Origin of the sequence: Cupriavidus sp. 2SB (assembly GCF_005503625.1) — a bacterium.
GTDB lineage: Bacteria > Pseudomonadota > Gammaproteobacteria > Burkholderiales > Burkholderiaceae > Cupriavidus.
This window is the reverse complement of the sequence record NZ_SCMX01000096.1, coordinates 1-23228: the sequence shown is the minus strand read 5'-3', so window position 1 is coordinate 23228 and position 23228 is coordinate 1. Positions and strand designations below refer to the sequence as shown.

Genomic DNA, 23228 nt, shown 5'->3' with positions numbered 1-23228 from the left:
TCCAGCAACCAGCACCCCAACCCCGCCATCGCACCCGCCACGTGCGCGCCGCGCACGACGCCGAACCCCCATGAGGGATCGAAGACGATGGCGGCCAGCCATGATTGTTCGAGCCAGACTTTGCCGAGCACGATGACACAGGTCACCACGCCGATCACGCGTGACCAGCCGGGGTCCTGCAAGAGTTTCAGCGCTACCCACAGCGCCAGCCCATGCGTGGCGCCCGACAGTCCGCCATACCAGCCAACAGCCGGCATGCGCAGCAGCGCCACCTGGGCGATCAGTCCGCAGATCACCAGCACGGCCAGCATCTCGCGCACGCGTGCAACCCGGCCTGCCAGCAGCAGCAAACCGACGGTCGCCGCCACATCGGACAGGTAGTGCTGCCAGCCCAAATGCACCCACATCGCGGTCACGATGCGCCACCACTGGCCGTCGATGCGTACCGCGTCGCGCAGGTACAGCCCGTGGGCGTGCAGCCAGGGGACGAATGTGAATGCCGCGGCCAGCGCGGCCACACTTGCCGTTGTAGCGAGCATCGCCGGCCACGACGGCAGGCGAACAGGCTTTGGCGGCGCCTCCGCCGACACCTCAGCCCGCACCGAACACCGCGTGCCAGAGCGCCCGCACCGGGGCCACCTGCTCGCTGACGCTGTCAGGCGGCACGCGCGCCTGATCGTGGCCGTCGAGCCGCAGCTTGTGCTGGCGGGCGCGGAACAGCCGGTAAGCGTCGCCCACGGCCAGCGCCAGGCCGGCATCGATCAGGTTCAGTACCCCGGCCATGCGCAGCAGCGCGATATTGCCCGCGTTACGCGTCAGTTCTGGATGTGCGCCGCTGTGCAGCAGCACCAGGTATTGCACCGTGAACTCGATATCGACCATGCCGCCGCGATCGTGCTTGAGGTCGAACAGGTCGGTGGGATTCGGGTGGCCCTCGGCCACCTTGGCGCGCATCTGCACGATCTCCTCGCGCAGCGCGGCGGCGTCGCGCGGCTGGCGCAGGATCTCGTCGCGCAGGTCTTCGAAGCGATTGCCGATCTCGCGGTCGCCAGCGCCGAAGCGCGCGCGCGTCAGCGCCTGATGCTCCCAGACCCACGCCGTGTTATCGCCCTCGCGCAACTGGTAGCGGCGAAACGCGTCGAAGCTCGTCACCAGCAACCCCGCCGCGCCGTTGGGCCGCAGGCGCGTATCCACATCGAACAGCATGCCCGCAGCCGTATGGCTGGTGAGCCAGGTGATCAGGCGCCGCGCGTAGGCCGCGTAGACATCGGGTGCGCGCTCGTGGTCGTCGTCGTAGAGGAAGATGATGTCGAGGTCGGATGCATAGCCCAATTCCTTGCCACCCAACCGGCCATAGGCGATCACTGCGAAGCGCGGAGTGTCGAGATGGCGCGTGGCCAGTTGCCGCCACACAGCCTGCATGGTGACTTCCAGCATCGCATCGGCAAGGTCGGATAGCCGGTCGGCCACCTGCTCCACCGTAAGCATGCCCCGCAGGTCCTGCAGCAAGATGCGGAACGTCTCGGCATGGTGCTCACGGCGCAGGATGTCCATCTGCGTCTCGACCTGTCCGTCCGAAGCATGCAGCCGCTCGGCCAGCCGCTCGCGGAAAGCCGCCCAGTCCGGCGCGGCGGCGAGCGCGTCGCTGTCCAGCAGTTCGTCGAGCAATTGCGGATGGCGCGTCAGGTAGGCGGCCGCCCAGCGCGACGCGTGAAGTGTCTGCGCCACGCGGTCCATCGCCTGGGGGTACTCGGACAGCAGCGACAGATACGATGCGCGCCGGCTGATCGCATCGAGAAAGTCCAGAAAACGGGTAATCGTACTGTCGGCATCGTCCTGCCTGGCCGCGAGATCCAGCGCGCGGTTCACCAGTTGGTCGAAGCGGTTGCGGCTCGATTCCGACAGCGCGCGATACCGCATCGACGATCCAATGGCACGCAGCCGGTCGTACAGCCCCGTGCAATCGCTGAAGCCTGCGGCCTGCAACGCCTGGCATGGCGACGATTGCGGATCGGTCTCGTCGTCCGGGCTGGCCTGCGCCGCGCGTGATGCCATTTCCTCGCGCACCAGTGCCGGCCACAGCGGCTCGCTCTGGGCCGCGCCGTCTTCCGCGAACGGATCGGCGAAGGTGGCTTCGAACTGCTGGGCCACCGGCGCCATCAGCGTGTTCATCAGCGCCACAAGCGCGTCCCAGTTCTCGCAGCCCATCATCAGGGCTACGGCCTGGCGTTCCTCGTCGGACGTGGGCAGGTGGTGGGTCTGCGCATCGTCACGATACTGGAGCCGGTGTTCGAGCTGACGCAGGAAACGGTAGGCATCGGCCAGCTCGCCGGCCTGACCCGTGGGCAGCAGGTTGCGCGCCACGGCTACATCCAGCACTTCCAGCGTCGGACGCACGCGCAGCGCCGGGTCCTGTCCGCCGCGGATCAACTGGAACACCTGCGCCATGAACTCGATCTCGCGGATGCCGCCACGGCCCAGTTTGATGTTGAAGGATTTCTGGTTCACGCCATGGCCGGCCAGCCCACCGCTGCGCTTGGCGGCCTCCGAACGGATCTGCCCGTGCAGCGCGCGGATGGCGGCAATCACGCCGTAGTCCAGGTAGCGGCGGAACACGAACGGCGTGGTCAGTCGCCCCAGCAGCGCGGCGGCCCGTTCCGCGTGCGGAGTGTCGATGGCCGAGACCACCCGACCCTTGATCCACGCGTAGCGCTCCCACTCGCGGCCCTGTACGACCAGGTATTCCTCCAGCATGCCAAAGCTGCAGACCAGCGGCCCGGCGTCGCCGTTGGGGCGCAGCCGCATGTCCACGCGGAACACGTAGCCGTCGCCGGTCACCTCGGACAGCAGCGTGATCAGCCGCCGTCCCAGCCGGATGAAGTATTCGTGGTTCGACAGGCTGCGCTTGCCGCCCTGGGTGTCGCCGTCCTCGTCGTAGAGAAAGATCAGATCGATGTCCGACGACACGTTGAGTTCGCGCCCGCCGAGCTTGCCCATGCCCACCACCACCAGCTCCTGCACTTCTCCGCTCTGCGCGCCGGTGGGCTGGCCATAAGTCGCGGCCAGATCGTCGCCGAGTATGCGCAAGCCATGCTGCACGGATAGTTCGGCCAGGTCCGTCATCGCCCCGGTGATCTCCCCCAGCGTGGCCAGGCCGCGCAGGTCGCGCTCGATCAGCGTGCACATCACCTCGGCCCGCAGGCGGCGCAGTGCCTGTGCGGCAACGGCCTCCGCATCGGCGGAAGGGACTTGCAGGGCGTGGAGGCGCTCCACCATCCAGTCGCGCGAAACCGGGCCAATCGCCGCTTCGGCCACCACGCCGGACATGCCGGCGCGCGCGGACATCACGCGGCGCGCGTAATGGGAGTACGCCGCCGAGTACAATACGTGGCCTTCGGATTCGACCGGGGCCAAGCCCTGCGCCGAAACGGTGGCGAAGGCCCCCTGGGCCATGCTGCCGATCGGGCCGGCGGCCCCTTCGAGGGTGGGATTCGATGTGGTGCCGGCGCCATCCTGCATGCGCTGCGGGTCGGTCGGTGCCAGCGGATGGCCCGCGGCGGAACTCGTCGGATCAGGGACAGTCATTCCAGTAACTTTTGCACGTTGGGCAGGCGCCGCGAACAAAGTGGCGACGCTTGCCTGCACCACTTTGGAGAGCGGCTAGTATTGTCGGATAATCTGCGCATGTCCAGCCGCCCCACCGCCCCTCACGACGGTTCCGCGCCCCCTGGCGCGGCTGCCGACGGAGCCGCCGCGGGCGCCGCCGCTTCTTCTGCTTCCCCAGCATCCGCCTTGCGTCCCGCATCAAGCCGTGGCCGACGCGCGGCGGCACTCGTCCGTGCCCTGCTCGGCGGCAGTTGGCGCAACCTCGTGGCAGCCATGCGGCATCCAGCCTGGAGCCGGCTCTGGCGCGTGCTGGTCCGCACCGTCCTGGCCCTGGTGGCGCTGGCCGTGGTCGCCGTGCTGCTGATCCGCTTCGTACTCTGGCCGCAGGCCCATACGGCCCGCCAGTGGCTGGAGCGCGAGGGCTCCTCGGCGCTGTCGGCCCAGCTCACCATCGGCCAGCTCGACACCTATTGGGACGGCTGGCACCCAGCCTTCCGCGCCAGCGACGTGCGCGCCGTGGATCGCCAGCAACGCACGCTGCTGGCCGCCGGCTCGCTGCAGGGCAAGCTGTCCTGGCAGTCGGTGCCCACCATGGCGCTGCAGTTCGCCAGCCTGACCGCTGACCGCACCGATGTGCTGATCCGCCGTACGCGCGAGGGCCACCTGCTTGTGGCCGGCGTGCAAGTGGATGCCAACAAGCGCAGCGACGACAACGATCCGTTCCTGAACTGGCTGCTCTCGCAGGGCCATATCGATCTGGTCAGCGGCAACCTGCGCTGGCTCGACGAGAAAGCCGGGCTGCCACAGCTCGACGTGGCCGACATCCACTTCACGTCCCAGCGCCGGGGTGCCCAGCACACGCTGAGGCTGGAGGCGCGCAGCGAATCGCTGGCACCCCAACCGCTGACGGTGCAGACAACGCTGCGGCACGACTACCTCTATGGCGCCGGCAACTGGCAGCACTGGACCGGCCAGGCCAACTGGCAGTTCAACCAGGTACAGCTTCCGGTGGTGCAGCGCTATCTGGCGATCTTCGACAACGTGCGCAGCGGCGTCTTCAGCACCGACGGCACGGTCGATTTCCGGGGGGGCCATGTATTGCGCAGCCAGACACGGATGCGCGCCTCGGGCGTGGACCTGCACCTGTCCGGCGCACCGGAGCCGCTGCGTCTGTCCAACGCCCAGGCGCTGCTGCTACATGGCGGCGACCGCAACGGCAACAACACGCTGACCATCGACACCCTGCTCTGGCAGACCGAGCCGCTGGCAGGCCCGCCGTCCAACGCAGACGCCTCGTGGCGCGAGGGCATGCGCAAGGTCACGATCTCGTGGACGCGCGACGACGCTGGCCAGTTGCGCAAGTTCGGGCTGAAGGCGCCGACCTTCGACCTGAACACGCTCCGGGCGATGGCCGCGTCCATGCCGCTGGACATGGCCGTGCTGCGACAGTTGCGCGCACTGCAGCCCGCTGGCCACATCGATAATCTCGACGTGGCATGGTCACGCGAGCGCGCCGGCATGCTGACACGCGCCCCCGGCACGCCGCATTACACGGTGCAAGGCACGCTGCGCAACGTGTCGGTCAACAGCCAGCCGGCCGTCCCGGCCGTGGGACCCGACGGCAAACCGCATACGGGTACGCCGGGGTTCACGCAGTTGTCGGGCACCTTCAGCTTCGACGATCGCCAAGGCACGGCCCGGGTGGACAGCAGCGGCGCCTCGATCAGCTTCCCGGGCGTATTCGACGATCCGCGCGTACCGTTCGACACCCTGCGCGGCGAGGTGCGCTGGACGCACGAGAACAATCAACTGGTGGTGCGCACGCCGGGCATCCAGTTCGCCAATGCCGATACGGCCGGCAGCGTGCGCGGCAGTTGGCAGACCGGCGGCGACGGCAAGAGCGGCATCGCGGACCTGAGCGGGCAGCTGGACCGCGCAATGGCCAATCGCATTCCGCGCTACCTCCCCACGACGATGCCCGCCACGCGGCACTACCTGGAAGGCGCGCTCGTGGGCGGCGAAGCCCACGACGTGAAATTCCTGGTCAAGGGCGACCTGCATCACTTTCCGTTCCACCCGCCATTTGCGCGCGCTGGCGACTTCCGCGTGGAAGTGCCGGTGCGCAACGTGAGCTACCAGATCGCCCCGCACGAGACGGGCCCGAACGTCGGCGGCGCCGCGCCCGGCACGGCCGCCACGGGTAACGGTGGCACGGCGTGGCCCGACTTCACGGACATCACGGGCAACCTGCTGTTCGAGCGCAGCAAGATGTCGTTCGTGGCCAGGCAAGCCACGGTACGCGGTATTCCTGGGGTCACGCTGCGCGACGTCAACGGCCAGATCGACGACCTGAGCGATCACGGCCACCTGCAACTCGACGGCGCGGCCACCGGCCTGGTGCAGTCGTTCCTGCGCTACGTAGCCGTCACGCCCGTCAAGGGCTGGACCGGCAACATCACGGAAAATGCGCGTGCGCCTGGCCACGGTGAACTGAAGCTCAAGCTCGACCTGCCGCTGAGCCACGCGGCCGGCTCGAAGGTCAACGGCGAATTCCGCTTCCCCGGCAACGATGTCACGCTGATCCCGGAACTGCCCCCACTCTACGGCGCCACGGGCGCTGTTGCGTTCGACGAACACGGTTTCCAGCTCAATGGCGTGCGCGGCCGGTTCCTGGGCGGCGAGACGCGCATCGCGGGCGGCACGCAGCCGGACGGCACCACGCACGTGACCGTCGGCGGTACCGCCACGGCACAGGGGCTGCGCGAGGTGCTGGGCGCGGGACTGGGCGCTCGCGTCGAAGGCACCACGCCCTACTCCGCCGTGATCGGCGTGCGCGAGAAGCATCTGCAAGTGCAGGTATCGTCCGAACTGAATGGACTCGCGCTCAACCTGCCAGCGCCGCTTGGCAAGACCGCCGGACACGACTTGCCGCTGCGCATGGAACTGCGACCGGTGGCGGCGCGCGCGGGACTCGACGAACTATCGATCCAGCTGGGCAGCGCCAACAGCGCCCGCTACCTGCTGCGCCGGGGCGAGAGCACCGACGTCATTTCCGGGAGTATCGGCCTGGGACAGGCGGCGCCCCAACCGACCAATGGCGTGGCGATGGCAGTCAGCGCCGAACGGCTCGACGTGGATGCCTGGCGCAGTCTTCTCGACACGTCCGGTGAAGAGCGCAAGCCCGGTAGCGAAGTGGATCGTTCATCGCCGTTCCTGCCCGAGCGGATCAATGTCCGGACGAAGACGCTCGATGCCTTCGGCCGCAGCATCGATGACGTATCGATCGAGGCCAACCGGCAGGCCGGCGGCTGGAACCTGCAGATGGGTTCGCGCCAGATCACCGGCAACGGCCAGTGGCGCCGCGATGCCAGCAGCCCGGCGGGCCAGCTCACGGTACGGCTGTCGCACCTGGACGTTCCGGATTCAACCGACGACGGCCACATGACCGACGCCATCACGCGCAGCGTCGAGGAAATGCCGGCATTGGACCTCGCCGTGGAGAAGTTCGTGCTGCACGGCCGCGATTTCGGCAAGCTCGAGGTCAAGGCCCATACCAGCCACACCGAGAATCAGCCCGCCTGGACGCTGGACAGCCTGACCATCGAACAACCCGGTGCCACACTGACCGGCAACGGTAGCTGGCGCCTGCCGCGCCGGCTGCGCGAGGCGGCCGCCCAGGGGGCGGCATCGCCTACCGAGGGCCGCCGCACCCTGCTGAACTTCAAGCTGGATATCCGCAATGCCGGAGATGTGCTGGACCGCATGGGCATGGCCCACACGGTGCGCGACGGCAAGGGCTCGCTCGAAGGGCGGATCGCATGGCGCGGCTCGCCCATGTCGATCGACTATCCGACGCTGACCGGCAAGCTGAACCTGCAACTCGAGAACGGCCAGATCCTGAGCGTGGACCCGGGCGCGGCGCGGCTGCTGGGTGTGTTGAGCCTGCAGAGCCTGCTGCGCTTTGCCACACTGGACTTCCGCTCGGTGACCAGCAAGGGCATCGTTTTCGACGATATCAGCGGCTCCGGGACCATCGAGAACGGGGTGGGCCGGACCGACGACTTCCGCTTCAAGGGCAGCCAGGTCATGGCGTCGATGCGCGGCACGGCCGACCTGCTGCACGAGACCCAGGACCTGAACGTGGACGTGACGCCGCGCATCAACGCCACCACCACATCGGTAGCCGCCGCCTTCATCAATCCGGTGCTCGGCATCGGCACGCTGGCCGCGCAACTGCTGTTTGCGGACGAGTTCTCCAAAGTGTTCACGCAGCACTACCACGTGAGCGGCTCGTGGGCCGACCCCAAGGTGACGAAAACGGAGGACAATGAGCCGCGCCGCGCACCGATCCTGGATCGCTCGGGGGTCTATCCCCGCTAGGCCACCCCGGACAGCCTTCCCACGCTCTGCCGCCACCTCCGACGCCACAGGAAACACGATGACCGCCAGTTCGCCGAGTGCATCCACGCAACCGTTTCACGTGGCCGCCATCCAGACCGTGACGGGCACCTCGCTCGACGACAACCTCGCCCGCGCCGACGCGCTGATCGCCGAGGCCGCGCGAGGTGGCGCCCAGTTGGTGCTGCTGCCGGAATACTTCTGCATGATGGGACGTCACGAATCGGACAAGGTCGCGATTCGCGAGCAGGATGGCGACGGCCCGGTGCAGAGGTTCCTGACGGATGCGGCACGCCGCCATCGCCTGTGGATCGTCGGCGGCACCCTGCCGATGTGGTGCGGCGACGACAAGCGCGTCTACAACACGTCTCTGGCCTTCGACCCGCACGGCAAGCGCGTGGCGCGCTACGACAAGATCCACCTGTTCGGCTTCAAGAAAGGCACCGAAGACTACGACGAATCGCGCACGATCCTGGCCGGCAAGACGCCGGTGTCATTCGATGCACCGTGCGGCCGTGTGGCGATGTCAGTCTGCTATGACCTGCGCTTCCCCGAGCTGTATCGCGGTTTGGCTGCAGGCAAGGGAGGGCCGGGCCTGAGCTTGATTCTGATGCCTGCCGCCTTCACCTACACCACAGGGCAGGCGCATTGGGAAATCCTGCTGCGCGCCCGCGCCATCGAGAACCAGTGTTATGTGCTTGCGGCAGCACAAGGCGGCAAGCACGAGAACGGCCGGCGCACCTGGGGCCACTCGATGCTGGTGGACCCGTGGGGCGAGTTGATGGGGGTGTTGCCGGAGGGTGAAGGCGTGGTGTCGGGCGTCATCGATCCGTCCCGGCTGGCCGAGGTGCGCCAGAACCTGCCGGCGCTGCGCCATCGCGTGCTGTAGGATTGACGACATTAACGATTGCATGCCGCCGTGGCCTGGGTGCCACGGGGTGATAGACCAAGGAAAATCATGAACGCCGGAGATCTCGGAATCCGCAACCTGGCCACCGCGCAACAACTGCTGCTGGCACCGTACGGTCTCGACGAGGCCAAGCTCCAGCGCGTGCTGGCCGATATCTTCACGCACAAGGTGGATTACGCCGACCTGTACTTCCAGCACACGCGCAACGAGGCGTGGAGCCTGGAGGAAGGCATCGTCAAGTCGGGCAGCTTCAGCATCGACCAGGGCGTGGGCGTGCGTGCCGTGTCGGGTGACCGCACGGCATTCGCCTACTCGGACGACATCAGTCTGGCTGCGCTGTCGCAGGCTGCGGCAGCCACGCGCACCATCGGCAAGAGCGGCAGCGGCCGCATCAAGGTGGCCGGTTCGCTGGCCTCGCAAACGGGCCGCAACCTCTATACCCCAAACGATCCGCTCGATTCCATGACGGCCACCGAAAAGGTAGCGCTGCTGGAAAAGATCGAGAAGATGGCGCGCGCCAAGGACCCGCGCGTCGTGCAGGTCATGGCCGGTCTGGCGGGCGAATACGACGTGGTGCTGGTGGCGCGCAGCGACGGCGTGATCGCCGCCGACGTGCGCCCGCTGGTGCGCGTGAGCGTGACGGTCATCGCCGAACAGAATGGCCGTCGCGAGGTGGGTTCGTCGGGCGGCGGCGGCCGATACGCCTACGGCTATTTCACCGACGCTCTGCTGCGCCAGTACGTGGATGAAGCCGTGTCGTCGGCCCTGGTCAACCTGGAAGCACGCCCGGCCCCGGCCGGCGCGATGACCGTGGTGCTCGGCCCGGGCTGGCCCGGCGTGCTGCTGCACGAAGCCGTGGGCCACGGCCTGGAAGGCGACTTCAACCGCAAGGGCTCGTCGGCCTTCGCGGGTCGCATGGGCGAGCGTGTGGCGGCCAAGGGCGTGACGGTGGTGGACGACGGTACGATCGCCAACCGCCGGGGTTCGCTGAACCTCGACGACGAAGGCAATCCGACGCAGTGCACCACGCTGATCGAGGACGGCATCCTGACCGGCTTCATCCAGGACACGCTGAACGCGCGCCTGATGAAGATGCCCGTCACCGGCAACGCGCGCCGCGAAAGCTACGCCGCCCTGCCGATGCCGCGCATGACCAACACCTACATGCTGAACGGCGACAAGGACCCGGCGGAAATCCTCGCCAGCGTGAAGCACGGCCTCTACGCCGTGAACTTCGGCGGCGGCCAGGTCGATATCACCAACGGCAAGTTCGTGTTCTCGGCCAGCGAGGCCTACATGATCGAAGACGGCAAGATCACGTACCCGGTCAAGGGCGCCACGCTGGTCGGTAACGGCCCGGAATCACTCAAGGACGTGACGATGATCGGCAACGACATGCGCCTGGACTCGGGTGTGGGCGTGTGCGGCAAGGAAGGCCAGAGCGTGCCGGTGGGCGTGGGGCAACCGACGCTGCGGATTGAAAACATGACGGTGGGCGGGACGGCTTAAGGCCTCTCTCTTCCCAATCGCTCTGTTTGCTCCCCTCTCCCGCCTTGCGGGAGAGGGGAGAAAACCTCCCCTACGCCTTCACCTCATAAACCAGATTGAACGGCGTCTGCGCCGCCCGTCTGAACTTCCCGAATCCCCCCTGCTCCGTGACGCCGCGCATGCGCGCTTCCCCTGCCTGCGCGCCGAGGCACATCGCACCTTCCTGCGCGCGCGAACCCGGCGTGCAGATAAACGTCGAGGCGGAATAGAACACACGTCCCACGGGATTGAGATTGTCCTGAAGGCTGTCGTTCGCAAACGGCTCGACGATCATCCAGCAGCCATCCGGTTTCAGTGACTGACGGATATGGCGCGCGGCGCCCACCGGATCACCCATGTCGTGGAGGCAGTCGAACACGGCAACCAGGTCGTAGTCGGTCCCCGGGAAATCCTTGGCGGAGGCCACCTCGAATGAAACGCGGTCACCCACGCCAGCGCGGCGCGCGGCATCGGTCGCGTAGCGGATCGACGGCTCGTGATAGTCGAAGCCCCGGAAGGTCGCGTTCGGAAACGCCTGCGCCATGATGATCGTCGACGCGCCGTGCCCGCACCCGACATCTGCCACCTTGGCGCCAGCTTTGAGCCGCGCTGCCATGCCTTCGAGCGCCGGAATCCATTCGCCGACCAGATGCGCCGCGTAGCCGGGCCGGAAGAATCGCTCCGTGCCGTGGAACAGCGAAGGGTCGTGCTCGTGCCAGCCGAGACCACGACCATTGCGGAAGATATCAAGCATGCGCGGAATCGCGCGGAATTGCGCCACCGCGATCTGGAACGCGCCGGGGATGAATGCCGGACTTCCTTCCTGCGCCAGCGCGAACGCCTGCTCTTCCGTCAACGAGAAGGTATCGCGAGCGGCGTCGTATTCCACGTAGCCACTCGCGGCCTGTGCGGATAGCCATTCTCGTAGATAGCGTGGATCGGTTTTCGTTTTCTCGGCAAGGGTATCGGCGCTCATCGGCTTTTCGGCCAGCGCCTTGTACAAACCCAGTTCGTCGCCCACCACCACCGTGGCCGCGTGCATCACCGCGCCCAGATCCTGGACGAACTGTCCCATGAAGGCATCGAGCCTCGCTTCATCGATTGGCATGATCGCTCCCCACTGCTGAATTCTTGTTCGGCACTCGGGCAAACCCGGTACACGATTCCAATATAGGCAGGCGAAACGCTCTGCATTCGCTTAAATGCGATGCAGTTGCCGCTTGCAAGCACTCTGGAAAAGCGATATAAAGATGCTTCGTTGCGACGCGCGTGGCGATTGCACCCCCTCCTTTCCCGGATCGTGGCGCAATAAAATGCCTTTCGATTACGCGCCGCAGCATAAATGTCACGCATCCGCGTAAAACCGACACAAGCTGACCCGAGCCGCTCCGATTTCCGCCATGACCGCCAAGTTTTACTTTTACTTCTTTTGGCATCTCACACCGCTGGCGGATAGAGAGGGACGGCTGTAAGCAGACCCCGAATGCAAAAGAAACCGCCAGCAACCCTGGCGGTTTTTTTATGTCCGCCACGATTGCGAAGCACCAATCCAACAGAATCCATACCTCACAAAAACCCGGAGCCATCATGCTGAAGAACACCGACGACCTGCGTATTCGAGAACTCAAGGAACTGCTGCCGCCGGCACACCTGATCCGCGAGTTCGCCTGCTCGGAAGCCGCGTCCGACGTGATCTACGGCGCGCGCCAGGCGATGCATCGCATCCTGCACGGCATGGATGACCGGTTGATCGTCATCATCGGCCCGTGCTCCATCCACGACACCAAGGCTGCACTGGAGTACGCCAGGCTGCTCAAGGTGCAGCGCGACCGCTTTGCCGGCGAGCTGGAAGTCGTGATGCGCGTCTACTTCGAAAAGCCGCGTACCACGGTGGGCTGGAAGGGTCTGATCAACGATCCGCACATGGACGGCAGCTTCAAGATCAACGACGGCCTGCGCACCGCCCGTGAACTGCTGCTGAACATCAGTGAAATGGGCGTGCCGACGGGGACGGAATATCTGGACATGATCAGCCCGCAATACATTGCCGATCTGGTGAGCTGGGGCGCCATCGGTGCACGCACCACGGAGTCGCAGGTCCACCGTGAACTGGCATCCGGGCTCTCCTGCCCGGTCGGGTTCAAGAACGGCACCGACGGCAACGTCAAGATCGCCGTCGACGCGATCAAGGCCGCTTCACAGCCGCACCATTTCCTGTCGGTGACCAAGGGCGGCCACTCGGCCATCGTGTCGACGGCCGGCAATGAGGACTGCCACATCATCCTGCGCGGTGGCAAGGCCCCCAACTACGACGCCGCCAGCGTGCAGGAAGCCTGCGACGCCATCGCCAAGTCCGGCCTGGCCGCGCGCCTGATGATCGACGCCTCGCACGCGAACAGCAGCAAGAAGCACGAGAACCAGATGCCGGTCTGCGAGGACATCGCCCGGCAGATGGCCGGCGGCGACCAGCGCATCGTCGGCGTGATGGTGGAATCCCACCTCGTGGCCGGCCGCCAGGACCACGTGCAGGGCACCCCTGTGGAAGACCTGACCTACGGTCAATCCGTCACCGATGCCTGTATCGGCTGGAATGACTCGATCGGCATCCTGGAAACCCTGTCCAACGCCGTGAAGCAGCGCCGCCTGGTGTCGGGCAGCGGCAACTGATTCGGACGCGCTGCTTCGGATACAACAACGCCGGCTTCGAGCCGGCGTTTTTTTTCAGCGTCTGGCAGCTTATTTCTTCAGCACCAGATCGCCCTTCAGCGAGCCGATATAAGCGGCCATGTTCTGGATTTCCGCCTTGGTGAAGGGACGCGGCTTGCCGTTCTTGTCGGCGACTGCCGGGTTGCTGTTCATCTGGCCGGCCATGATGGCGTTGGTGCGGCCCACCATGCGGTTGCCGCTGACCTGGTAGGCCGACATCGCGTGAAACAGGTAGTCCGGATGTTGGCCCGCCAGTTTGGGGTAATCCGGAGAGATCGGTGCGTTCAGGTCCTTGCCGTGGCAGGCCACGCAGCCGCCCTTGTCCACCAGCGCCTTGCCCGCGGCGATATCGGCCGCCAGTGCCGGCAGCGCGGCGCCCAGTACCACCGCGCCCAGCGCGTACGAAACTGCTTTCAGCATCTTCATGTTGGCGAGTCCTACTTGAGCGAGTTGTTCTTGGTATCGGACTTCTGCTGCGAGTAGTACGCAGCCACGTCGGCGATGTCCTTGTCCGTCAGGCTCGCGGCAATCGCATGCATGGTCGGATGCTTGCGGTCGCCCTTCTGGTAGCCCTTGAGCGCATTCTCGATGTACTTGGCGCTCTGGCCGCCCAGCAGGGGTACCTGGTAGGTCTCGGGGAACGATGCACGGTAGCCGGGAATGCCATGGCAGCCGATGCACATTGCAACCTTGTCGCGGGCGGTGTCGACATTGCCCTTGTCCTGGGCATGCGCTGCCGTTGCGGCCGCGCCCAACACAACCATCGTGAGGAGCTTTTTCATTGTCGTAGCTGAATGGGAAGTGTTAAACCGCGTGTGACCTGCCCCTTGCCGGGACGCCAGACGGAATGCGGGATTGGGGACGTGAAGCGGATCGCCGCAGATCCGCCGAGTTCATCGGTGGACAGGGCGCAGCCGGGCGTGATGCTGATGTGCCGCGGTGCTTAGACACCATTCTTGCAACCATCTCGCGCTGTTGCCGCCTCCCGATGCTCCGCCATGTCTCTGGTGGCGGAACTGCCGGGCTTGAGGAGGATATTGACTTGGGGGGCGCGTCAAACCGGCGCATTGTACCGCAGCGGGCACGCGCCGGTCCACGCCACACACTTGGGGTGTGCCCCACTGAACACGAACGGCGATCTGCTCTTATACTGGCCCATTCCGGCCGAATTTCCGATTGTTTCGAAGGTTTGTCGGCCCGCTCAGATTGCTGTTACCGAAGTACCGTTCCCCATTGTCAGCCGACCGGCCTGCCTGGCAGACCTGTCGCGAAACACCAGGTTGCCTCATGTCCACCCACGCCAACGCCCAAGCCAATTCGCCCCAGCAGGTCAAGTTCGAAGGTAGTGCCCAGTACGTTGCCACCGACGACCTGAAGCTGGCCGTCAACGCCGCGCGCACGCTGCAGCGTCCGCTACTGATCAAGGGTGAACCCGGCACCGGCAAGACCATGCTGGCCGAGGAAGTGGCCGCCGCGCTGGGCATGCCGCTGATGCAGTGGCACATCAAGTCCACCACCAAGGCGCAGCAAGGCCTGTACGAGTACGACGCCGTGTCGCGCCTGCGCGATTCGCAACTGGGCGATGACCGCGTGCACGACATCCGCAACTACATCGTCAAGGGCGTGCTGTGGCAGGCGTTCGAAGCCGACGAGCCCGTGGTGCTGCTGATCGACGAGATCGACAAGGCCGACATCGAGTTTCCGAACGACCTGCTGCGCGAACTGGACCGCATGGAGTTCTATGTCTACGAGACGCGCGAACTGGTCAAGGCACGCCATCGTCCGTTGGTGATCATCACGTCGAACAACGAGAAGGAATTGCCGGACGCCTTCCTGCGCCGCTGCTTCTTCCACTACATCAAGTTCCCCGATGCCGAGACGATGCAGCGCATCGTCGACGTGCACTACCCCGGCATCAAGCGCGAGCTGGTGGCCGCCGCGATGGAATCGTTCTACGAGATGCGCAACCTGCCGGGCCTGAAGAAGAAGCCGAGCACGTCGGAACTGATCGATTGGCTCAAGCTGCTGATGGCCGAGGACATCCCCGCCGAGGCGCTGCGCAGCCCCGACCGCAAGGCCGCGATCCCACCGCTGCATGGCGCGCTGCTCAAGAACGAACAGGACGTGCATCTGTTCGAACGTCTGGTGTTCATGAACCGCGCCAACCGTTGAGCGAATCGCCATGACGAAGTTTGTTCAGCCCATCACGCTGACCGGGAAACACGCCACGCTGGCACCGCTGTCGATGGCGCACGCCGAGGGCCTGCGCGAGGCCGCCGCCGATGGCGAACTGCACAGGCTCTGGTACACGAGCGTGCCCGCACCGGCCGCCGTGGAAGCCGAGATCGAACGTCGCCTGGGCCTGCAGGCGCAGGATTCGATGCAGCCGTTTACGGTGCTCGATGCCGAAGGCCGCGTGGCCGGCATGACCACCTACATGAATATTGACGGGAAGAACCGGCGCGTCGAGATTGGCTCCACGTGGTACGCCAAGCGCGTGCAACGCACGGCGCTGAACACCGAGTGCAAACTGATGCTGCTGCGCCATGCGTTCGAGACACTCGACTGCATCGCCGTGGAATTCCGCACGCACTGGATGAATCACCAGAGCCGCGAGGCCATTGCGCGGCTGGGCGCCAAGCAGGACGGTGTGCTGCGCAGCCACCTGCGCATGCCCGACGGTTCCCTGCGCGATACGGTGGTCTTCTCGATCATCGCCAGCGAATGGCCTACGGTGCGCGCGCACCTGCAATACCAGCTCGAGCGTCCGCGTTAAACACGTACGAGCCGGGAGACACACCCATGCTGATCGACTTCTTTTTTTCGCTGCGCCACGCCAAGCTGCCGGTATCGGTCAAGGAATACCTGACGATGCTCGAAGCGCTGCGCGCGCAGGTCATCGCGCCATCGATCGACGAGTTCTACTACTTGTCGCGCATGACGCTGGTCAAGGACGAAAAGCACTTCGACAAGTTCGACCAGACCTTTGCCGCCTACTTCAAGGGCGTGGAAAGTCTGGTGGACTGGAAGAGCGACATCCCGCTGGACTGGTTGCAGAAGACGCTGGAGCGCGAACTCTCCCCCGAGGACAAGGCCAAGATCGAGGCCATGGGTGGCCTCGACAAGCTCATGGAGCGCCTCAAGCAACTGCTCGACGAGCAGAAGGAAAAGCACGAGGGCGGCAACAAGTGGATCGGCACGGGCGGCACCTCGCCGTTCGGGCATGGCGGCTATAACCCGGAAGGCATCCGTATCGGCGGGCCGTCGAAGGGCAACCGCACCGCGATCAAGGTGTGGGAAACGCGCGCCTACAAGGATTACGACGATCAGGTGGAGCTTGGCACGCGCAACATCAAGGTGGCGCTGCGCCGCCTGCGCCGGTTTGCACGCGAAGGGGCCGAGACCGAACTCGATCTCGACGACACCATCCACTCCACGGCGGCCAACGCCGGCATGCTCGACATCAAGCTGCGGCCCGAGCGCCACAACAAGGTCAAGGTGCTGATGTTGATGGACGTAGGCGGCTCGATGGACGACCACATCAAGCGCGTGGAAGAGTTGTTCTCGGCTACCAAGACCGAGTTCAAGCATCTGGAGTACTACTACTTCCACAACTGCCTGTACGACTACGTGTGGAAGAACAACCGCCGCCGCCACGCCGAGAAAATCGCCACGTGGGACTTGATGCACAAGTACACGCCGGACTACAAGGTGATCTTCGTTGGGGATGCGACGATGAGCCCGTACGAGATCCTGCAGCCCGGTGGCTCGGTGGAGTACAACAACCCGGAAGCGGGCGCGGTCTGGCTCAATCGCATGATCGAGCAGTTCCCGCGCTTCGTCTGGCTCAACCCCGAGCCAGAGGGTCTGTGGCAATACCGGCAGTCGATCACCGTGATCAACCAGATCATGAAGAACCGCATGTATCCCGTGACGTTGGCGGGGCTGGAAGAAGCGATGAAGGTGTTGTCGAAGTAAATCGGCGAAGGAATCGACGAAGGCTTACGCCACCACGTCGACGCCTTCCATCACCCACTGCCGGAACGTCTGCAGCGCCGGCAAGTGGGCCTTCTGCTCCGGGTAGCACAGGTAATAGCCCTTCCTGGCGAGCACCCGCGCCGGGTGCGCCACGATCAGCGTGCCCGTTGCCAGTTCCTCCTCGATCAGGCAACGCGGGATCAGTGCGATACCCAGCCCCGACACAGCCGCCTGCGTGAGCAGCGTGAACTGGTCGAAGCGCGCGCCGGCCCAGGCTTCGCGCGTGGAAATACCGAGCGCCGCGAGCCAGTCCGGCCATGCCTCGGGCACCGTCGTGTGGTGCAGCAGCGGATAGCGCAGCAGCGCGCCCGGTGTCTTGGCCACGCCGCCCGCTTCATGCACGAGCAGGCCGGGACGGCAGACCGGCAACACTTCCCTTCCTGTCATGTAGTCGGCCTGGGTGCCGGGCCAGACGCCATCGCCAAAACGGATGGCTGCATCCAGATCGGGCTGCGAGAAATCGTAGCCCTGCGCATGGGGCACGAACTCCAGCGTGACCTCGGGATAGCGGGCAAAGAACTGCGGCAGCCGGGGAATCAGCCATTTGGCGCCGAGCGTCGGCATGCTGGCGATATGCAGGATGCCGCCCCGCCCTTGCCGCGCGATCAATTCCACGCTGGCCGATTCGATGGTGTCGAGGCTCGGCCCGATGCGTTCCAGATAGCGCGCACCGGCCTGCGTCAGCAGCAAGCGCTGACGCACCCGCTCGAACAGCTCGACCCCAAGGAATGCCTCCAGGCTGCGTACCTGCTTGCTGACGGCGCCCTGCGTGACGTGCAACTCGCGCGCAGCGACCGTAAAACTGCTATGCCGTGCGGCGGCCTCGAAGGCCACCAACTCGGTCATCGACGGGCATAAGCGTCGCATGAACCACCTCACTTCTCACACATCAATACCAAACGGAATGATCGAGGGATTTTATTTCGTTTGCAAGCGACTTCGTTCGGCGCGCAGAATCGGGAAGCCCAGGAAACATAGATTTCCTACTATCTCCGCAGGTCTCCAGCCTTCAGAAGCCCCTTTCTCTCTTCTTAACGGAATCCCTTCGATGCAACGCCGTCCCCTGCTGAAAGTCCTCGCCGCTGCCACTGCCTTCGCGGCCGCTGGCATGACCCTGCCCGCCTTTGCCCAAGGCACCTACCCGACCAAGCCGATCACCCTCGTCGTGCCCTTCCCCGCAGGCGGCACCACCGACATCGTGGCGCGCATCGTGGCTGACAAGCTCGGCCAGCAACTGGGCCAGGCTGTGGTCGTGGACAACCGTGGCGGCGCTGGCGGCAGCATCGGCACCGGCTTCCTGTCCAAGGCGGCGCCGGACGGCTACACGCTCGGCATCGCCACCGCATCGACGCACGGCATCAACCCGGCCGTGTACCCGCGCCTGCAATACGATGCCACCAAGGATTTCACGACGATCACGAACCTGGCTTCGGTGCCCAACGTGATGAGCATCAACCCGGCGGTCAAGGCCACGGACATGAAGTCGTTCATCGCGCTGGCCAAGTCGGAGCCGAACAAGCTGGCCTATGGCTCGGCTGGCAACGGCAGCGTGTCGCATATGATGGGCGAACTGTTCAAGATGAGCAGCAAGACCGAACTGCTGCACGTACCGTATAAGGGCGTGGGTCCGGCGCTGAACGATGCGCTGGCCGGTCAGGTGCAGATCCTGTTCGACAACCTGCCGTCGTCGCTGCCGTTCATCGAAGGCGGCAAGCTGCGCGCGCTGGCCGTGGCTTCGCCGAAGCGCGTGGCGGCCCTGCCGAACGTGCCGACCTTTGCCGAACTGGGCCTGCCCGAAGTCAACGATGCCGCGTGGTTTGGCCTGATCGCACCGGCCAAGCTGCCCGCCGATATCCAGGCGAAGCTGAACGCCGCCGCCATCAAGGTGCTGGCCATGCCGGAAGTGAAGGCCAAGTTCGAAAAGCTGGGCGCCTCGACCGTGGGCGACACGCCGCAGCACTTCGCGCAACAGATCGCCGCCGAAGTGGCCAAGAACAAGAAGGTGGCCGCCGCCGCCAAGATCTCGCTGGACTAATCCGATTCACCACTGGCAGCACGTATGACTGAAGCAGAACGAAAGACCGCGGAAAGCCCGTACTTCCTGCGCATGCCGGAAGGCGAGAGCGGACCGCTCTTTCTGGATTCACCGCATAGCTGCACCACGTATCCGGCGGACTTCCGTTACGCCGCCGGACTGCCCCTGCCGCTGCTGCGGCAGGCGGAAGACACGTTCGTGGATGCGCTCTACGCCGATGCGCCCGCGCGCGGCATCCCGCTGCTGGAAGCAGGTTGCCCGCGCAGCTACCTCGACGCCAACCGTGGCCTGCAGGAAATCGACGAGAGCCTGCTCGATGCTTCGTGGCCCGGTCCGAAGCAGGAAACGTCCAAAACCCGTCTCGGCAAAGGGCTGGCCTGGCGTGTACTGGACACCGGCGAGGCCATCTACGACCGCAAGCTGACCGTGGCGGAACTGCAGGCGCGTATCGACACGTACTACGTGCCGTACTACGCGCAGTTGCAGCGCCTGTCGGACCTGGCCGTGGCGAAGCATGGCACGGCCTTCCACATCAACTGCCACTCGATGCCGAGCGAGGCCGCGAAGTTTGCGACCGAGCACCCGGGCCTGCAGCATCCGGATTTCGTCGTGGGCGACCGCGACGGCACCACGTGCGACACGCGATTCACGGACCGCGTGGAAGGCGTACTCAAGGAGATGGGCTACGACGTGTGGCGCAACCACCCTTACAAGGGCGTGGAAATCGTGCGTGTGGTGGGCCAGCCGCAAGCCAATCGGCACAGCCTGCAGCTCGAAATCAATCGCAAGCTGTATATGGACGAGGTGGGCCTGACCCGCACAGCCGGCTTCGGCAAGCTTCAGCACGATCTCAATGCGCTGATGGACGAACTGCTTCGCTTCGCGCGCACATTCTGAGTCCGCTCTCACGGACGCCGCAACGGCGTCCGCTTCCCGGGACACGCCTGATGGGTGTCTCGGGGATCGCCTAGTTGCGCCAGATCATCGTCTTCTGTATTGCATGCGTGAACTTCGTCGCTGATCGCTACCGGATGTAAGCAATTAGAACGAAGAGTAACAAGATTAGGGAACTCTGCCGGAAGGCTTTCCTCTATCATGGCACTCCTTCACCACCTTCCTTGCTTCGACAAGCAACGACGATCCCGTGATTCGACGAATTTCCGAACTGTTGGGCAGCCCGCTCCGCATGCTGACTGCCGCAGTGGCTGGTGCCATCGCCCTGACCGGCTGCGCAACCGCGCCGACCGATGAGGCAGCACCCGCCACCCCCGCACCCGCCGCAGCACCTGCTGCCGCCGCACCCGCTCCGGCCGTTGCCAAGCCGCCGCCGGTCATCAACAAGAACCCGCCTACGACCACCGTCACGCTGCCTGACAAGGGTCGCGTCAGCCTGGCCGAATACCGCAGCCGCATGCGCGAGCAATTGATGAAGTCGGAAAACGCCACCGCACCGGTGGCTGACTGCGCGGCTCATGCAAGCTGGGTCGTGCCACGCTCGGCAAACTACGATGCGTTGAAGATTCCGACCGGTGCGCTGTCCACAGGACAGGCCACCGAGGAAGGCTGGGAAGGCCGCTTCTCGCCCGGCAAGCAGGCTGTGCCGGTCAGCTCGGTGGTGACGTTCAGCGCCACGGCACACAAGCGGCGCGGTGAAGCGCAGTGGCAGCCGGTGAAGGTCCGCTGCGGCTATAACGACGGCATGATGCTGGCGTACGAGCTGCTCGACAGCAACGGCGACACGATCATCGAACCGCCAGCGGCTCCCGCCGTGGCCGTTCCGTCGCAAACGAAGAAGAAGGGCAAGAGCAGCGCGAAATCGACATCGTCCGCGAAGAAGTCTTCGACGAAGTCGACTTCGTCATCGGCGAAATCGTCTGGTTCGAAGACGAAGAAGAAACAGTAATCGCAACCAGCATTGCTGTTTTGCTCCCCTCTCCCGCAATGCGGGAGAGGGGCGGGGGTGAGGGCATTGAGGTTCTGCTTGCCGACTTGTCGCAATTTGAACTGCTGGCCCTCACCCCTAACCCCTCTCCCGCTCGCGGGAGAGGGGAACAAACCCGCGAAATGGGTTAACCCAAATACTCCCCGATCGCCTGCAGCATTGCCGTGCCCAGCAGCGCGCTCTTGGCACCATTCCAGCCGACCACCGCATCGGGCAAATCCGCGTTGTCCTTGAATGGCATTTCCAGCGTCAGCGCCAGGCAGCCGAACGTGTGGCCGATGTACTTCGACGCCAACTTGAGCGCGTCGGCGTTGTACTTGCTGGCCGCATAGCCGTGCACATCCTGAAAGTCCGGCGTGGCGCGCTTGAAGGCGTCGATGAAGCGTGCCTGCTGTTCGCGTTGAGCCTCCGTGAAGCCGGGCAGCATCTCGCTGCCGGCAACGAAGTTGTACGGTAATGCCTCGTCGCCATGGATGTCGAAGAACAGGTCCACGCCTGTCTGCTCGATGGCACGGCGCACGTAGAACACCTCGGGGCTTGTTTCCTCGCTCGGCTGCATCCATTCCCGGTTCAGGTTCGCGCCAGCGGCGTTGGTACGCAGGTTGCCGCGTGCCGAGCCATCGGGATTCATGTTCGGCACGATGTGGAACACAGCTCGATCCAGCAGCGTGCGCGCCACCGGATCGCCATTCCAGATGCCAGTGCCCGTCAGCCGCTGCAGCGTCCCCTCGACAAACCATTCGGCCATGCTTTCGCCCGGATGCTGGCGCGCGATCATCCAGATGGTCTTCTTGCCAGGCCCAGGCTGACCCACGGTCACGCAGGTCAGGTCGCGGCCATCGACGGTGCTGCCGAGGTGCGACAGCTTGGCAAGCGGCGAGCGCTGGCACGTGGCCAGCAGCGACAGGTGGCGCTCCTCGGAGTACGGCTCGAAGTAGGCCAGCCACACACTGTCGTGCTCCGGCGTGAACTCAACCGTCATCGTGGCGCCGTCATAGCGCGTGGGCACGCGGAACCAGTGCGCGCGGTCGTACGAGGCCACCGCGTGGTAATCGCGCCATCCATCGGGGTACGTACACTCGCCCGCATTCAGGAACTTCATCGCGCAGGGCTGGCCCGCTGCACCCTGCAGGCGGAAGTGAAACCACTGGCGGAAATCGGCGTGCGAATCGGCGCGGATGCGCAGGCGGATATCATCGGCGCGCGCGGCGGATTCCACCTCGATGGCGCCGGAGTCGAACAGTGTGGAGATATGCAGTGCTGAGTTCATGCGTCTTATCCTCGGGTCTCAGTCTCTCGGTGTCGATGCGGGTCAGTCTTCCAGGCGGCGGCGGAATACCCAGCGCGCATCGTCGGAAGCTGCTTTGTCGAAAGCGTAGCCGTCCTCGCTGAAACGCTTCAGCTTTGTGGCGTCGGTCACGCGATGGGTCACGGCGTAGCGGGCCATCGTACCGCGCGCCCGCTTGGCGTGGAACGAAATGATCTTGTAGCGGCCGCCCTTCCAGTCCTCGAACACGGGTGTGATCACGCGCGCGTTCAGCACTTTGGGCCGCACGACCTTGAAATACTCCTCGGAAGCCAGGTTCACCAGCGTGGCCGGCCCTTCGTGCTTCAGGTCGGCCATGTCCTTGTTGACGAGCTTCGTCACATCGTCGCCCCAGAATGCGTAAAGGTCCTTCCCTGCCGCCGTGTCCAGACGCGTACCCATTTCAAGACGATACGGCTGCATCCAGTCCATCGGGCGCAGCACGCCATAGAGGCCTGACAGGATGCGGATGTGCTTCTGCGCGAAGGCCAGGTCCTCCGTGGACAGCGTTGTCGCGTCGAGCCCATCGTAGACATCGCCGTTGAACGCCAGCACGGCCTGCTTGCTGTTGGCAGCGGTGAACTCGGGCGACCAGTCGCCGTAGCGGGTCACATTCAGCACGGCGAGCTTGTCGGAGATATCCATCAGCGACCCCACATCCTGCGGCGCGAGCTTGCGCAAGCGCTCGATCAGCGTGGCGGAACGGTCGATAAAGCGCGGCAGCGTGTGAGTCTTGACGCGTGGCGGTGTCTCGTAGTCC

Annotated in this window: 18 protein-coding genes; 10 read left to right on the top strand and 8 right to left on the bottom strand. The window is 65.1% G+C overall.

Annotated elements, in window-relative coordinates; all coding sequences use genetic code 11:
- Positions 1-539: rhombosortase (gene rrtA / locus FFS21_RS28400; RefSeq protein WP_137928029.1), on the bottom strand; the 539-nt coding region annotated here is incomplete at its 3' end.
- Between the two features lie 52 nt (positions 540-591).
- The gene (glnE, locus tag FFS21_RS28395; RefSeq protein WP_502705205.1) at positions 592-3453 is read right to left on the bottom strand and encodes a bifunctional [glutamate--ammonia ligase]-adenylyl-L-tyrosine phosphorylase/[glutamate--ammonia-ligase] adenylyltransferase; all 2862 of its coding nucleotides are present in this window, start codon (positions 3451-3453) and stop codon (positions 592-594) included.
- Positions 3454-3684: 231 nt separating this feature from the next.
- On the opposite strand from glnE, the gene FFS21_RS28390 reads away from it, so the two are divergent.
- The 3 genes from FFS21_RS28390 (at position 3685) to tldD (ending at position 10423) form a co-directional block, all read left to right on the top strand.
- Entirely contained in the window at positions 3685-7986 is a 4302-nt protein-coding gene (locus tag FFS21_RS28390) for a YhdP family protein (RefSeq protein ID WP_137928027.1), read from the top strand.
- 58 nt (positions 7987-8044) lie between these two features.
- Positions 8045-8893 carry a carbon-nitrogen hydrolase family protein gene (locus FFS21_RS28385; protein WP_137928026.1) on the top strand — a complete coding sequence of 283 codons (849 nt, stop codon included), beginning with the start codon at positions 8045-8047 and terminating at the stop codon, positions 8891-8893.
- A gap of 69 nt (positions 8894-8962) precedes the next feature.
- Positions 8963-10423: a metalloprotease TldD gene (gene tldD / locus FFS21_RS28380; RefSeq protein ID WP_137928025.1), complete on the top strand. Its 1461-nt coding sequence runs from the start codon at positions 8963-8965 to the stop codon at positions 10421-10423.
- 70 nt (positions 10424-10493) lie between these two features.
- Here tldD and FFS21_RS28375 read toward each other — a convergent pair whose 3' ends face one another.
- Entirely contained in the window at positions 10494-11549 is a 1056-nt protein-coding gene (locus FFS21_RS28375; protein WP_137928024.1) for a class I SAM-dependent methyltransferase, read from the bottom strand.
- A gap of 479 nt (positions 11550-12028) precedes the next feature.
- Between FFS21_RS28375 and aroG the strand changes: the two genes are divergently transcribed.
- Positions 12029-13108 carry a 3-deoxy-7-phosphoheptulonate synthase AroG gene (gene aroG / locus FFS21_RS28365; RefSeq protein WP_137928022.1) on the top strand — a complete coding sequence of 360 codons (1080 nt, stop codon included), beginning with the start codon at positions 12029-12031 and terminating at the stop codon, positions 13106-13108.
- 69 nt (positions 13109-13177) lie between these two features.
- Here aroG and FFS21_RS28360 read toward each other — a convergent pair whose 3' ends face one another.
- Together FFS21_RS28360 and FFS21_RS28355 are read right to left on the bottom strand one after the other, a co-directional pair.
- On the bottom strand, positions 13178-13573 hold the full coding sequence (locus FFS21_RS28360) for a c-type cytochrome (RefSeq protein ID WP_137928021.1): 396 nt from the start codon (positions 13571-13573) through the stop codon (positions 13178-13180).
- Positions 13574-13584: 11 nt separating this feature from the next.
- Positions 13585-13929 (bottom strand): c-type cytochrome, encoded by a 345-nt coding sequence (locus FFS21_RS28355; protein WP_137928020.1) that lies wholly within the window; start codon positions 13927-13929, stop codon positions 13585-13587.
- A 505-nt stretch (positions 13930-14434) separates the two neighbouring features.
- On the opposite strand from FFS21_RS28355, the gene FFS21_RS28350 reads away from it, so the two are divergent.
- The 3 genes from FFS21_RS28350 to FFS21_RS28340 are packed head-to-tail and all read left to right on the top strand — an operon-like array spanning position 14435 to position 17125.
- Entirely contained in the window at positions 14435-15319 is an 885-nt protein-coding gene (locus tag FFS21_RS28350; protein WP_137928019.1) for an AAA family ATPase, read from the top strand.
- Between the two features lie 10 nt (positions 15320-15329).
- Positions 15330-15923 (top strand): GNAT family N-acetyltransferase, encoded by a 594-nt coding sequence (locus FFS21_RS28345; protein WP_137928018.1) that lies wholly within the window; start codon positions 15330-15332, stop codon positions 15921-15923.
- Positions 15924-15949: 26 nt separating this feature from the next.
- Entirely contained in the window at positions 15950-17125 is a 1176-nt protein-coding gene (locus FFS21_RS28340) for a vWA domain-containing protein (protein WP_137928017.1), read from the top strand.
- Positions 17126-17149: 24 nt separating this feature from the next.
- Here FFS21_RS28340 and FFS21_RS28335 read toward each other — a convergent pair whose 3' ends face one another.
- Positions 17150-18052, bottom strand: a complete 903-nt coding sequence (locus FFS21_RS28335) for a LysR family transcriptional regulator (RefSeq protein ID WP_137928016.1) — start codon at positions 18050-18052, stop codon at positions 17150-17152.
- 181 nt (positions 18053-18233) lie between these two features.
- Here FFS21_RS28335 and FFS21_RS28330 point away from each other — a divergent pair, with 181 nt between their 5' ends.
- From FFS21_RS28330 to FFS21_RS28320, 3 genes are all read left to right on the top strand, one after another.
- Positions 18234-19220, top strand: a complete 987-nt coding sequence (locus FFS21_RS28330) for a Bug family tripartite tricarboxylate transporter substrate binding protein (protein WP_137928015.1) — start codon at positions 18234-18236, stop codon at positions 19218-19220.
- Between the two features lie 24 nt (positions 19221-19244).
- Positions 19245-20117: an N-formylglutamate amidohydrolase gene (locus FFS21_RS28325; RefSeq protein WP_137928014.1), complete on the top strand. Its 873-nt coding sequence runs from the start codon at positions 19245-19247 to the stop codon at positions 20115-20117.
- 247 nt (positions 20118-20364) lie between these two features.
- Positions 20365-21123 carry a BspC domain-containing protein gene (locus FFS21_RS28320; protein ID WP_370459266.1) on the top strand — a complete coding sequence of 253 codons (759 nt, stop codon included), beginning with the start codon at positions 20365-20367 and terminating at the stop codon, positions 21121-21123.
- Positions 21124-21289: 166 nt separating this feature from the next.
- Here FFS21_RS28320 and FFS21_RS28315 read toward each other — a convergent pair whose 3' ends face one another.
- Together FFS21_RS28315 and yaaA are read right to left on the bottom strand one after the other, a co-directional pair.
- Positions 21290-22432, bottom strand: a complete 1143-nt coding sequence (locus tag FFS21_RS28315; RefSeq protein ID WP_137928013.1) for a M14 family metallopeptidase — start codon at positions 22430-22432, stop codon at positions 21290-21292.
- Between the two features lie 42 nt (positions 22433-22474).
- Positions 22475-23228: peroxide stress protein YaaA (gene yaaA, locus FFS21_RS28310; protein WP_137928012.1), on the bottom strand; the 754-nt coding region annotated here is incomplete at its 5' end.